Raw genomic sequence first — 14,878 nt, 5'->3', positions numbered from 1 at the left:
TCGGGACTTTAGCAGTTCAGCCCCACCATTCGGGCGGAACGGCGGGCAGATATTCTGTCATCACGTTCTGTCTTGTGGCGCAGTGGCGAACGTCAGCTGGATTACGTTATTTCTGTGCAGGTACGGGACATCGCACAAGGGTACGACGCGGCAGGCACAGTGCTTTCCAGCATCTGCAGGCGGTGATGCAGCAACGGGCGATTCCTGCGATTTCGCCAGTGGGGTCCGCCGCTGGGATTACATCCCGGCCTATGTTGGCGTGTCGCGTGGCATCTCAGTGCGGTCGCTGCAAACAAAGAACCCCGGCATGGCCGGGGTTCCTTGTTGCTGCAAGACGCTTGCTTACTGACGGGCAACCAGACTCACGCCGGCATACGATGCGGCGCCGACCAGCTTGACGTAGTAGGTGCCGGCCGCCGGTGCGGTGAAGCGCACCGTTTCACTGTTGCCGGCGCGGGTGGAACGTGCGTCGGACGCGGCGGTGGTCGGCTCCGCGTCGTGACTGACGTACAACGACACATTACCGGTGCCGCCGTAGGTCATGAAGGTCAGCACCTTGCCGGCTTCGGCTTCGAAGCTGTACAGCACTTCGCTGCCGCTGTTGCCGGCCAGACCGTTGACCGCCACCTTGTTGACCAGCGCCGTAGCAACCGGACCGCAGTCGTCCACGTTCGGATCGCAGGGCGGCGTGGTGGCCTTGTCCAGCGCCGCCTTGATGTCGAGGATGCCCGCACCAAGCGGCGTAGCGGCCGGGATGGTCACCCCAAACGGCTTGACGGTCGAGACCAGCAAGTCACGCATCTGCACCCAGGTCAGCGGCGTGTCGACCACGCTCTGCACCATGGCCGCGGCAGCGGCCACATGTGGCGAGGCCATGGATGTGCCGACCATGCCGGTCGGTCCCCATTCACCGGTCGGCCCCTGCTGGCCCTTGTTGGTCACCTGCCAGATCCAGCCGTTGTTGTTCTGTTCGGCATTGCCGCCCGGTGCGGACAGGTCAACACGGGGGCCGTAGTTGGAGTAGTAGGCCTTGCCGCCGTTGAAGCCGGTAGCGCCTACCGAGATGACGTTGTTGCACGAGGACATCGTGTAACTGCCGGCATTGCCGTTGCTGTTGCCGGCCGCCACCACGATGATGCTGCCACGGCCGATGGCGCCGTTGATGGCGTCCTGATAGATGGTCGGACAGGTTGCCGGCCCGCCACTGCCCAGGCTCATGTTGATCACTTCAGCCGGATTGGGATTTGCAGGCAGGCCCGGCACGGTGCCGCCCGAGGCCCAGATGATGCCGTCGGAAATATCACTGCCGAAGCCGCCACAGGAACCCAGCACGCGCACCGGCATCACCTTGGCCTTGAACGCCAGGCCGGCGAGGTTGAGCCCGTTGTTGGTGTCCTGGGCGATGGTGCCCGAGACATGGCTGCCGTGCCACGAGCTGGTATCAGCATCATGCGGGTTGGCACTTGCCCAGCCGGTGCAGTAGTCCTTCTCCACCCAATCGCCAACATCCCAGCCACCGGCAACGCGGTCGTCGGTAGCACGGCGCGACACGCGCTTGTCGCTGATCATGTCGTAGCCAGGAATGACCGCGGTCTGCAGGTCCGGGTTGCCCTGCGTGATGCCGGTGTCGATCACCGCCACCACCACGCCTTCACCCTGCGAGATATCCCACGCAGCGGTTGCGTTGACGCCGCTGAGCGCGTTGTAGAAATTCCACTGCGCCGAGGTCTGCGGATCATTCGGCGTGAAGCTCGGGTTCTCAGTACCCATGTGGTGATACAGACGGTCGACCTCCACGCTTTCCACGGCCGGGTTGGCCTTCATCTCACGGATGAACTGGGCCGACTCGGCGGCGTTGAGCGCACGCGAGCTCTTGACCACCGCCCAGCCCGGGCTGCCCATGCGGCGCAGCAACGCGGCGCTGGCAGCAGGACGCGCAGCGGAGCGGCCCATTGCCGGCGTCGCACGGTTCAGACCGGCACGCGACACGGCAGCGCCGATGCCCCGGTTGGCCGCAGCTGCGTCACGCAACTCGCTGGAGCCAGCACGGTACTTCACGACGAAACGGTAGCCGCCATCGCCTGCAGCAGGCGCGGCACTGAGCGGTCGCGTGGGCATGTTGGTTGCCCCTGCGGCGGTCGCCATGGGAACACCGATTGAAGCCATCAGCACGACACCTGCGACTGCCACTCCAAGCTTGGTCTTCTTCTTCATGTTCGATCTCTCGTCTGGTGAAACAGGGATGGAACTCCATTGCTGCATTGCCTTGCCGTCCTGGCTCGCACCGGCCGCATCGGGGGATGACGCCGCCGGTGGTCACGAACCTGGATGCCCCCGCCGCAGCGGACGGGGGCAAAACCTTGCCGTGGTTACCAGCCGAAACCGGCGCCGATACCCACCGAACTGTCATCACTGCTGAACGCGCCGCCCAGGGTGACCGTCGCGCGGTCACTGATCGCCCGCTGGTAACCCAGCGACAGCGCCGACTCACCACTCTGGAAGCCCACGCCCACGCCGACCCGGTTCTGGGTGCGCACGCCGGCGGCGCTGGTGGCCATGTTCAACATTGCAGCGTTCATGGCGCCTTGCCGGTCGATACGACGATCGACATTACGCAGGCGGTTGTCCATGTCATTGCGCAGACCACTGAAGCTGTCGGTCAGGCTGCTCATCTTGCTGTCGGTATAGCTGTTGGCCGAGGCGACGCCTTGATCCAACTGAGCCTTGTTGACCGCATCGGTTGCCTGTGTGCCGGCCGCGACATTGGTGACCTGACGCTCGCTGCCGCTGCTGCCCACCGACACCGTGTTGGCACGGTCAGCGACCGAACCCTGGCCCAACGCCACCGCGCCTTGTGCGGTGACACTGGCACCCTGGCCCAGCGCCGTACCCGACGCCGCCGTGACCGATGCGCCCTCGCCCGCCGCCAGCGCATTGGTTGCCGCTGCGGTGATGTGGGTGTTGGCACCTACTGCGGTGCTGCCGTCGGCATCGACGCGGGAGTTGCTGCCCAGTGCAGTGTCGTTGGGGCCATGCGCATAGCCGTTGGCGCCCACTGCGGTACCGCTGGTGTGATTGGCTGCAGCCTGGCTACCCAACACGGTGCCGCCGGTGCTTGTGGTCGCGGGTGTCGGCGTGTCCGGCGTACGCGGTCCATTGCCGTTTCCATTGCCGTTTCCATTGCCGTTTCCGTTTCCGTGCCCGTTGCCGTTGCCGTTGCCGTTTCCATTACCGGCAATGCGGGTATTGATCGAACTGACCTGCTGGTCGAGCGCGTTCAACGCAGCACCCACGTTGTTGTAGCTGCTGCCCTGGATCACATAGGTCGGTGCGACAAACACGCCCTGCATGCCGATGCCTGCACCGCCGCCCAGGAAGCTGGCCATATTGCCCAGCGACTGGAACAACTGCCCACCGTTGATCGCCTGCATGCTGCCGGAGGAAATGCTGCCGGCGGCCACGTTGTCCAGCGTGGTGCCCTGCAAGCCGGACAACGTCAACGTGCTGCGGCTGGCGTCGTCGTAGGTCACCGCGTTGGCGGTCACGCCTTCCACTTCGCCGATGCGGCCGTCGATGTCGTTGACCCGCGTTTCCACCGCGCCCACCCGCGTATTGGTGACATGCAGTTGACCGCCGGTGACTGCATCGCTGCTGCCTTCGGCCACGCGGCCATTGGCCACGTTGATGATGCGGCGCGTGGCCGGGCCGGTACCGCCAACCCCTGCACCCACCGACACCACATTGGCTTCGGTGGCACGCGAGCCTGCACCCAGCGCCACCGAGTTGGCACCGGACACGCCGGCACCGGAGCCGATAGCCACGCCGTTGATGCCATTACTGGCAAACGCGCCGTAACCAATCGCCACGCCATTGACAGCAGTGATCGAGGTCTGCCTGCCCAACGCGGTGCTGTTGGTCGCACGCGCCGAGGCATCGGCACCCACCGCCGTCGCCCCGTTGGCATTGGCCAGGCTGTCCGTGCCCAGTGCAGTGCTGCGCGTGGCACTGGCCACAGCGCCAGAACCGGCCGCCATGCTGTTACTGCCACTTGCGTTGGCCACGCCGTCACCGCTGGCCTGGAAGTACTTGTTGGTTTCTCCGGCCAGATCCGCCACAGCGTCCAACTGGCTCTTGTTCACCGCGTCGGTGCCTTCCGTACCGGCGGCAACGTTGGTGATTTGACGCTCTGCGCCTTCACTGCCGACTGAGACGCTGTTGTCGCGATCAGCGACCGAGCCTGCGCCGAGTGCCACCGAATTGGTGTTACCGGCTTCGGCACCCATACCGATCGCTGTCGACTGCTGACCGAAGGCAATCGAATTCGCACCCACTGCAGTGGAATCATCACCAAACGCCCAGCTTCCGCTACCAATCGCTACCGCGTTGGTCGATCCGATACCGAAGAGACCAAAGCCGGTCTCGGCACCGTCACCAATCGCCAGGCTGCCTGCACCCAATGCGGAGGCATTGCGGCCCACTGCGACGTTGCCGTCTTCATACGCGGCTGCGTTGAAGCCGACCGCTGTGGTGCCAGCGCCTTCGGCCAAGCTCTGCGAACCGGTCGCGGTGCTGTAATCACCCAGCGCGTTGGCGACTGCGCCGTTGGCGGTGGATTGATCACCGCTGGCCTGCGCGCCGACGCCGGTTGCGGTTGCGGCGAAGCCGTCCGCGTTGGCGCTGGCACCGAGTGCAGTGCCACCAACGCCGGCCGAGGTCGCGCCGGTTTCCACCGGGATACCGCCGACGTTGATCAACGGATCACCGTTTTCATCGACTGCATTGCCGCCGACCGCGACTGCGCCCGGGCCGATGGCTTGCGCGTTCTGACCGAACGCCGCTGCGTTCTGGCCGGCAGCGAGCGCATTCATGCCGACTGCCGTTGCGCCATCTGCGACCGCATTTGCACCACTGCCGAACGCCGAAGCACCGTTGCCGATGGCATTGGTCGCTTCACCGGAAGCGGTGGCGTTATCGCCTTCGACATACGCGCCAGCATCACTGTCAGCGCTGCCGGTGGCCTTGAAGTACTTGGCAACCTGTTGGCCCTCTTCCGCCACTGCAGCAACGTCGTCGAGCTGCGACTTGTTGACTGCATCGGTGGCTTCGGTGCCCGCCGCCACGTTGGTGATCTGGCGTTCGGCACCTTCGCTACCGACCGACACGCTGTTGTCGCGATCAGCAACCGAGCCTGCGCCCAGTGCGACCGAGTTGGTGCCGCTGGCTTCAGCGCCCATACCGATAGCGGTGGTCTGCTGACCCACTGCCCAGGCATTGGCGCCGATCGCAGTGGAATCATCACCAAACGCCCAACTTCCGCTACCAATCGCGACGGCGTTGGTCGAACCGATGCCGAAGAGGCCAAAGCCGGTCTCGGCACCGTCACCAATCGCCAGGCTACCTTCACCCAATGCGGAGGCATTGCGACCCACTGCGACGTTGCCGTCTTCATACGCCGCAGCGTTGAAGCCGACCGCCGTGGTGCCCGCACCTTCCGCCAAGCTCTGCGAGCCGGTCGCGGTGCTGTAATCGCCCAATGCATTGGCGACTGCGCCGTTGGCGGTGGATTGATCACCACTGGCCTGCGCGCCGACGCCGGTTGCGGTTGCGGCAAAGCCGTCCGCGTTGGCGCTTGCACCGAGTGCGGTGCCACCAACGCCCGCCGAGGTCGCACCGGTTTCCACCGGGATACCGCCGACGTTGATCAACGGATCACCGTTTTCATCGACTGCATTGCCGCCGACCGCGACTGCGCCCGGGCCGATGGCTTGCGCGTTCTGACCGAACGCCGCTGCGTTCTGGCCCGCAGCGAGCGCGTTCATACCGACCGCCGTTGCGCCATCAGCGACTGCGTTTGCGCCGCTGCCGAAGGCCGATGCACCGTTGCCGATGGCATTGGTCGCCTCGCCGGAAGCGGTGGCGTTATCGCCTTCGACATACGCGCCAGCATCACTGTCAGCGCTGCCGCTGGCTTTGAAGTACTTGGCAACCTGCTGGCCTTCTTCCGCCACTGCCGCCACATCGTCGAGCTGCGACTTGTTCACCGCATCGGTGGCTTCCGTACCAGCAGCCACATTGGTGATTTGCCGCTCTGCACCTTCACTGCCGACCGACACGCTGTTGTCGCGATCAGCAACCGAGCCTGCGCCCAGTGCAACCGAGTTGGTGCCGCTTGCTTCAGCGCCCATGCCCAGCGCAGTGGTCTGCTGACCCACTGCCCAGGCATTCGCGCCGACCGCAGTGGAATCATCACCAAACGCCCAACTTCCGCTACCAATCGCCACCGCGTTGGTCGAACCGATGCCGAAGAGGCCAAAGCCGGTCTCGGCACCGTCACCAATCGCCAGGCTGCCTTCACCCAATGCGGAGGCATTGCGACCCACTGCGACGTTGCCGTCTTCATACGCGGCGGCGTTGAAGCCGACCGCCGTGGTGCCCGCACCTTCCGCCAAGCTCTGCGAACCCGTCGCGGTGCTGTAATCGCCCAGTGCGTTGGCGACTGCGCCATTGGCGGTGGATTGATCACCACTGGCCTGCGCGCCGACGCCGGTTGCGGTTGCGGCAAAGCCGTCCGCATTGGCGCTGGCACCAAGCGCGGTGCCACCAACGCCGGCCGAGGTCGCACCGGTTTCCACCGGGACGCCGCCGACGTTGATCAACGGATCACCATTTTCATCGACCGCATTGCCGCCGACGGCTACTGCACCCGGGCCGATGGCTTGTGCGTTTTGACCGAACGCGGCAGCGTTCTGGCCCGCAGCGAGCGCATTCATGCCGACGGCGGTTGCGCCATCTGCGACCGCATTTGCACCACTGCCGAACGCCGAAGCACCGTTGCCGATGGCATTGGTCGCTTCACCGGAAGCGGTGGCGTTATCGCCTTCGACATACGCGCCAGCATCACTGTCATCGCTGCCGGTGGCCTTGAAGTACTTGGCAACCTGTTGGCCTTCTTCGGCCGCTGCAGCCACATCGTCGAGCTGCGATTTGTTGACTGCATCGGTGGCTTCCGTACCAGCAGCCACATTGGTGATTTGCCGCTCTGCGCCTTCACTGCCAACCGACACGCTGTTGTCGCGATCAGCGACCGAGCCTGCGCCCAGTGCAACCGAGTTGGTGCCGCTTGCTTCAGCGCCCATACCGATGGCGGTGGTCTGCTGACCCACTGCCCAGGCATTGGCGCCGACCGCAGTGGAGTCATCACCAAACGCCCAGCTTCCGCTACCAATCGCCACCGCGTTGGTCGAACCGATGCCGAAGAGGCCAAAACCGGTCTCGGCACCGTCACCAATCGCCAGACTGCCTTCACCCAATGCGGAGGCATTGCGGCCCACTGCGACGTTGCCGTCTTCATACGCGGCGGCGTTGAAGCCGACCGCCGTGGTGCCAGCGCCTTCGGCCAGGCTCTGCGAGCCGGTGGCGGTGCTGTAATCGCCCAGTGCATTGGCGACTGCGCCGTTGGCGGTGGATTGATCACCGCTGGCCTGCGCGCCAACACCGGTTGCGGTTGCGGCGAAGCCGTCCGCGTTGGCGCTGGCACCGAGTGCAGTGCCACCAACGCCGGCCGAGGTCGCACCGGTTTCCACCGGGATACCGCCGACGTTGATCAACGGATCACCGTTTTCATTCACGGCATTGCCGCCAACGGCGACCGCACCCGGGCCGATGGCCTGTGCATTTTGACCGAACGCCGCAGCGTTCTGGCCGGCAGCCAGGGCATTCATGCCGACTGCCGTTGCGCCATCAGCGACTGCGTTTGCACCGCTGCCGAAGGCCGATGCACCGTTGCCGATGGCATTGGTCGCTTCACCGGAAGCGGTGGCGTTATCGCCTTCGACATACGCGCCAGCATCACTGTCATCGCTGCCGGTGGCCTTGAAGTACTTGGCCACTTGCTGGCCTTCTTCGGCCACTGCAGCCACATCGTCGAGCTGCGACTTGTTGACTGCATCGGTGCCTTCCGTACCGGCGGCCACGTTGGTGATTTGCCGCTCTGCGCCTTCACTGCCGACCGACACGCTGTTGTCGCGATCAGCGATCGAGCCTGCGCCCAGTGCAACCGAGTTGGTGCCGCTGGCTTCAGCGCCCATGCCCAGCGCAGTGGTCTGCTGACCCACTGCCCAGGCATTGGCGCCGACCGCAGTGGAATCGTCACCAAACGCCCAGCTGGCGCTGCCGATCGCGACGGCGTTGGTCGAACCGATGCCGAAGAGGCCAAAGCCCGTCTCGGCACCGTCACCAATCGCCAGGCTGCCTTCACCCAATGCGGAGGCATTGCGACCGACTGCCACGTTGCCGTCTTCATACGCGGCGGCGTTGAAGCCGACTGCCGTGGTGCCAGCGCCTTCGGCCAAGCTCTGCGAGCCGGTGGCAGTGCTGTAATCGCCCAGTGCATTGGCGACCGCACCGTTCGCGGTGGATTGATCACCACTGGCCTGCGCGCCAACACCGGTTGCGGTTGCGGCGAAGCCGTCCGCGTTGGCGCTGGCACCGAGTGCAGTGCCGCCAACGCCGGCCGAGGTCGCACCGGTTTCCACCGGGATACCGCCGACGTTGATCAACGGATCACCGTTTTCATCGACCGCATTGCCGCCGACCGCGACGGCACCCGGGCCGATGGCCTGTGCGTTTTGACCGAACGCCGCTGCGTTCTGGCCGGCAGCGAGCGCATTCATGCCGACTGCCGTTGCGCCATCTGCGACCGCATTTGCACCACTGCCGAACGCAGAAGCACCGTTGCCGATGGCATTGGTCGCTTCGCCGGAAGCGGTGGCGTTATCACCTTCGACATACGCGCCAGCATCACTGTCAGCGCTGCCGCTGGCTTTGAAGTACTTGCTGGTGGTTTCCGCCACTGCAGCAACGTCGTCGAGCTGCGACTTGTTGACTGCATCCGTGGCTTCGGTGCCGGCCGCCACGTTGGTGATCTGGCGCTCTGTACCAACATCGCCAACGGAAACGGTGTTCTCACGATCAGCCCAGGAATTGGCGCCGATGGCGATGCTGTTGGCCGCTTCGGCAACCGCATTTGCGCCGAGTGCAACGCTGCTCTCCGCATCGGCCCAGCTGTTGAAGCCAATGGCCGTGGTTTCGTCTGCCACCGCCCATGCGCCGTTGCCGAACGCGGACGCGCCGGTGCCCGTTGCCTGGGTGCTGATGAAGCCGCCAAAGGTGGTGCCGCCGACCGCGGTGGATTCCTCACCCGATGCGATAGCCGATTCGCCGACCGCCGTAGTGCTGGTGCCTGCCGCCGCTGCGCCAAGGCCCATCGCTACGCCGTAATCGCCCGTCGCCTCGGCGCCGTAACCCACGGCCGAGGACAGATCACCGGACGCAACGCTGTAGCTGCCAACAGCGGTCGTACCGCGACCGGTCGCTTCCGCGCGGAAGCCATTGGCCAGCGCCTGCTGCCCGGCCGCATACGCCTGCGCGCCCTGCGCGGTTGAGAGCGCACCGGATGCTTCGGCACCTGCGCCCAGCGCGGTGCTGTCCTCGCCACTGGCCACGCTGGATGCACCAACGGCGGTTGCGTTGTCGGCATCAGCCAAGGCGCTGTCACCGACCACCAGGCTGTTGGCACCGGTGGCGATGCTGTTGCTGCCCACGGCGGTGGCGTTGTCGCCGACCACCAGGTTGGAGTAGCCGAACGCGTTGCTGTTCTGGCCGTCCACTTGGTTGAAATTGCCCACCGCCGAGCTGTTCTCACCGTTGGCGGTATTCACGTAACCCAGCGCGCTGGCGTAGTCGCCGGCGGCGACGTTGTAGCTGCCCACCGCGACACTTTCCGCGCCGCTGGCCACTGAACCCACGCCGGCGGCCGTCGCACCAGTTCCGCTGGCCTGTGCATCGTCGCTGCCATCGGCGGCGCCATTGGCCTTGAAGTAACGCCCTGCCAGCAGCGCACCTTCGGCGGCGGCATTGAGCTGATCCACATTCACCGCGTCGGTGCCCTGCGTACCGGCGGCGACATTGCTGATCTGACGTTCGTTGCCGACGCTGCCCACCGACACCGTGTTCGCGCGCAGCGCCACCGAATTGGCGCCCAATGCGACGCTGTTATCACCCGAGGCGACGGTCGATGCGCCAATAGCCACCGCATTGACGCCACTGGCCTGTGCATCACCGGCAATGGCGCAATCCTGCAAGGTCGTGCTGCCCAGCACCACGCACTGCCCGGAACCGCCCACTTCCAGCGACTGGGCCTGCGCCAGCGGTATCAGCGCCCCCCCTCCCAATCCCAACGCAATTGCCAGCGACAAGGCCTGCAGCCGGTGCGAGTGCGCATGGCGCTCGTCAACGACGTTCCCCGGCGAATTGGAACTGGCTAATTCCGAAGCCACTACCAATTGCCCCAATGCCTTGTTCCAAACCTTGCGATAAATCCGATTCATCGTCACTGCTCCATGAAGTGGGCTGGTTTCTTTGTCGCTGGCAGATAGCGTGATCGCCGAGCTGAATGCGCCCGGCGACCCCCCCCCTGGGGTGGTAAATCCCGCTACCCGGGCATGCCGGGCACGTAAGGCTCACGTCTGTCGTGGCAGCCCCTGCGTTCCATACGCATGGGTTTGCTACAGGATGGTTTGAGTGTTGAACGACCGTTCATCCAGCGTCAAGCATTTGACTAGTCGTGATCATTTTGTGAAGTAGCCCACAAAACAGCCGGTTTTCGGACCGCCGCCAATCAGAAATCGCTTAAGAAACAATCCGATGTACCCGTCCAACCCTCGGACAGTTGCCTTTCCCCGTTTCGGTGGACGACGGGCAAACAAAAAAGCCCGCAGGCCTTGGCCTACGGGCTTCTCGCAGCGATTTTTGGTTTCAGTCGAAAATTTTTTGATGTCGCCTATTCAGCTGCACCATTCTTTTGCGTTGCGGAACTTTGTAGCTGTAGGAATTTCCTGACCCTGCATCGTTTCGCACTCGACTTTCGCCGAGCCAAACCGCCCGCATCGACCGCTTTTATCGCCGCTCGCGCGATTGCTGAATTGTCATCCGCGCACTCACCAGCCAAAACCTGCACCGATGCCAATCGAGCTGTCGTCACCACCAAACGCGCCACCGAAGGTCAATGTCGCGCGGTCACTCAAGGCGCGTTGGTAGCCAATCGACAGCGCAGACTCACCGCCCTGGAAACCGATACCGACGCCGACACGGTTGTCGGTGCGGATCCCCGCCATGCTCGTGGCCATGTTCAACATCGCCGCGTTCATCGCGCCTTGCCGATCAAGGCGGCGTTCCACCTGTCGCAGACGAACATCCATGTCGTTGCGCAGCAGCTCGAAACGATCATTCATGCCGACGAACGTGCTGTCGGTATAGCGATTGGCCGATGCAATACCCGTGTCCAACTGCGCCTTGTTGACCGCATCGCTGTCCTCGGTACCTGCCGCGACATGGGTGATTTGCCGTTCAATGGCTGCGCTTCCCACCGACACCGTGTTGGCGCGATCGGCTACCGAATCCTGCCCCAATGCCACTGCGCCGGTGGCGCTGACACGCGCGCCGGAACCAATCGCCGTACCACCGCTGGCACTGACACTCGCACCATCGCCCAACGCGACCGCGCCGTCCGCACCCGCGCTGATCCGGGCGTTCGCGCCGATGGCAGTTCCCGCGTCGGCAAACACACCGGCGGCGCTGCCCACTGCGGTTCCATTCCGGTACGCGGCTTGCGCGTCATGGCCAATACTTACGTCCGATTCCTGCGACGCAGTCGCTCTATCGCCCTGTACCACGCCACCACCGTTATTGCCCTCGCTACCGTCGCCGATGGTGCGGGAATTGAGCACGGTGATCTGCGCATCAAGTGCGCTCAACGCGTCGCCCACAGTGTTGTAGCTGGCGCCTTGAACGACATAGTTTGGCGCGACAAACAGACTCTGCATGCCCAGCGCGGCACCACCGCCGAGCACACTCGCCACCGCGCCGAGCGCGTCGTACAACTGCCCACCATTGATCGCCTGCCGGCTGCCCGAGGCGACATCACCAGCAGCCACATTATTCAGCGTCGTTCCCTGTCCGCCGGAGAGCGTCAACACGTCGCGGTCAGCTGCGTCGTAACTCACCGCATTGATAGCCAGGCCTTCCACATTCCCGATACGCGCATCGATGTCATCCACCCGGTTTTCCACCGTCCCCAGGCGCTGGTTGGTGGCATGCAATTGGCTGCCAGTCACCGCATCCGTACTGTCATCGGCCAAGCGGCCTTCACCGACGTTAACGATGCGTCGCGTGGCCGGCCCGTCGCTGCCATCACCACCGCCAACTGAGATCACATTGTCTTCGAGCGCTTGAGCGCCGCTCCCCAATGCAATGGAGTTGATGCCACTGGCCAACGTCCCGTTGCCCGCCGATACACTGCCATCGCCCGACGCGAGCGCATTCTGACCGACAGCCACTGCGCCCACACCGCTAGCTACCGCATCGTCGCTGCCATCGGCGGCGCCATCGGAAGCCAAGTACCGGTTGGCTGCACCGGCCGCAATGAAGACCGCATCCAACTGCGCTTTGTTCACTGCGTCGGTGGATTGCGTTCCCGCAGCCACGTTGATTATTTGTCGCTCGGCATCCACAGCACCCACCGAAATCGCATTGGCGCGATCTGCGACCGAACCGGCGCCCAACGCAACGCTTCCATCGGCTGATGCGACCGCATTTCGGCCAATGGCAGAAGCGCCAACGCCGCTAGCGACGGCGTCATCGCTTCCATCATCAGCACCGTCAGACCTGAAGTAGCGAACGGCTGCTTCCGCTGCATCGGCAGCCACCTCAACAGCGGCAACCGAAGCTGCAACAGAAGCCGCGTCCAACTGCGCTTTGTTGACTGCGTCGGTGGATTGCGTCCCGGCAGCCACATTGGTGATCTGTCGCTCCGCATCCAAAGCGCCTACCGAAATCGCATTGGCGCGATCCGCGATCGAGCCTGCGCCCAACGCAACGCTTCCATCAGCTGAAGCCAACGCATTTCGGCCAATGGCAGAAGCGCCAACGCCGCTAGCGATGGCGTCGTCGCTTCCATCCTCCGCGCCGTCAGACCTGAAGTAGCGAACCGCTGCTTCCACTGCATCGGCAGCCACCTCAACAGCGGCAACCGAAGCTGCAACAGAAACCGCATCCAACTGCGCCTTGTTCACTGCGTCGGTGGATTGCGTTCCCGCAGCCACATTGGTGATCTGTCGCTCTGCATCCACAGCACCCACCGAAATCGCATTGGCGCGATCTGCGACCGAGCCTGCGCCCAACGCCACGCTTCCATCGGCTGATGCGACCGCATTTCGGCCAATGGCAGAAGCGCCAACGCCGCTAGCGACGGCGTCATCGCTTCCATCATCAGCACCGTCAGACCTGAAGTAGCGAACGGCTGCTTCCGCTGCATCGGCAGCCACCTCAACAGTGGCAACCGAGGCTGCAGCAGAAACCGCATCCAACTGTGCTTTATTCACCGCATCAGTCGCTTGCGTTCCCGCAGCCACGTTGATGATTTGTCGTTCCGCATTCAAAGCACCCACCGAAATTGCATTGGCGCGATCTGCGACCGAGCCTGCGCCCACCGCCACGCTTCCATCGGCTGATGCGACCGCATTGCGACCAATAGCTGAAGCGCCAACGCCGCTAGCGACGGCGTCATCGCTTCCATCATCAGCACCGTCAGACCTGAAGTAGCGAACCGCAGCTTCCGCTGCATCGGCAGCCACCTCAACAGCGGCAACCGAGGCTGCAACAGAAACCGCGTCCAACTGTGCTTTATTCACCGCATCAGTCGCTTGCGTACCCGCAGCCACATTGATGATCTGTCGCTCGGCATCCAGGCCCCCCACCGAAATCGCGTTGACGCGATCGGCTACGGATCCCGTTCCAAGCGCAACCGCGTTGGATGCTGACGCTATCGCCGCAGCCCCCAATGCAATCGCGCCGTCGGCGCTCACCAACACACCATCGCCAGCTGCAAGACCGGCGTTTGCGCTGGCCCGGCTATTGCTGCCAATCACGACGGAGTTGCTGCCTTCCACCGTATTGGAGAAGCCGAATGCGCTGCTGTTCTCGCCATCCACTTGATTCAAACTGCCAATTGCCGAGCTATAGATGCCCTCCGCGGTGTTCATGTAGCCCACCGCGTTCGCATAGTCGCCGATGGCCGCGTTGTAGCTGCCCATTGCGGTGCTTTCCGCACCGCTGGCTTGCGACCCCACGCCTACGGCACTCGCACCCACACCTCCCGCGACGGCTGCGTCGCTGCCATCACCAAAGCCATTGGCCTGGAAGTAGCTGACGGCCAGTTCCAGCTGTTCCTTGTTGACTGCATCCGTGGCTTCGACACCGGCTGCAACATTGATGATCTGGCGCTCGTCACCCAAGCGACCGACCGATACCGTGTTGGCCCGATCAGCCACCGCATTGGCACCCAGCGCGACGCTGTTGGCTGCGCCGGCAAGACTGGATGCTCCAATAGCAACCGCATTGCTTCCGCTCGCGACGGCGCTACCTACTTCAACGCAGTTCACGCGCGGCGCGTTGGGAATGAAGCTGGAAAAGCATTGCGCTACACCGCCTATTCCAACCGACTGCGCACGCACCGTTGGGGGCGCTGACAGCAGGAGTCCAAGCCCCAGCGCAAGCGCAAGCGCAAGCGGCGGCAGCCGCAACCGCTTTCCCGTCGGACCCGCCGCACCATCCGGCACTACGTTGATACGCGCCAAAGCCCGGTTCCACACCTTGCGGCAAATACGGTTCATGGCACTGCTCCAGGAAGGCAGGGCTTTCAATCACCGGGCCAAGCGTCGCCTCACGGGATTCAACGCTCAGAGGATTCCTGCACTTTTTCCATCTATGGCTGCACTGGCGGCAGATCTGCCAGGCGCGGCTGGAGTTTTGAAAGACGTTG

3 protein-coding genes are annotated in these 14,878 nt (G+C 64.0%); all 3 read right to left on the bottom strand.

Annotation, left to right across the window (positions count from 1 at the left end; genetic code table 11):
* Positions 1-342 precede the first annotated feature (342 nt).
* The 3 genes from ACREP4_RS03855 to ACREP4_RS03845 all read right to left on the bottom strand — a co-directional run bounded on the left by ACREP4_RS03855 (position 343) and on the right by ACREP4_RS03845 (position 14,729).
* A complete protein-coding gene (locus ACREP4_RS03855; RefSeq protein WP_431594895.1) occupies positions 343-2,214 on the bottom strand; it encodes a S8 family serine peptidase in 1,872 nt (623 codons plus the stop codon).
* A gap of 155 nt (positions 2,215-2,369) precedes the next feature.
* A complete protein-coding gene (locus tag ACREP4_RS03850; protein WP_431594894.1) occupies positions 2,370-10,388 on the bottom strand; it encodes an ESPR-type extended signal peptide-containing protein in 8,019 nt (2,672 codons plus the stop codon).
* A gap of 609 nt (positions 10,389-10,997) precedes the next feature.
* Positions 10,998-14,729, bottom strand: a complete 3,732-nt coding sequence (locus tag ACREP4_RS03845) for a YadA family autotransporter adhesin (protein WP_431594893.1) — start codon at positions 14,727-14,729, stop codon at positions 10,998-11,000.
* Positions 14,730-14,878 lie beyond the last annotated feature (149 nt).

The sequence above is a fragment of the Stenotrophomonas sp. genome, from assembly GCF_050737575.1.
GTDB lineage: Bacteria > Pseudomonadota > Gammaproteobacteria > Xanthomonadales > Xanthomonadaceae > Stenotrophomonas.
Note: the sequence above shows the minus strand (reverse complement) of the source record. Positions and strands in the feature narration are given on the sequence as shown.

Excerpts from the sequence above, each read along its gene's own strand:
- ACREP4_RS03845 (WP_431594893.1), bottom strand. The coding sequence starts at position 14,729 with ATGAACCGTATTTGCCGCAAGGTGTGGAACCGGGCTTTGGCGCGTATC.
- ACREP4_RS03850 (WP_431594894.1), bottom strand. The coding sequence starts at position 10,388 with ATGAATCGGATTTATCGCAAGGTTTGGAACAAGGCATTGGGGCAATTG.
- ACREP4_RS03855 (WP_431594895.1), bottom strand. The coding sequence starts at position 2,214 with ATGAAGAAGAAGACCAAGCTTGGAGTGGCAGTCGCAGGTGTCGTGCTG.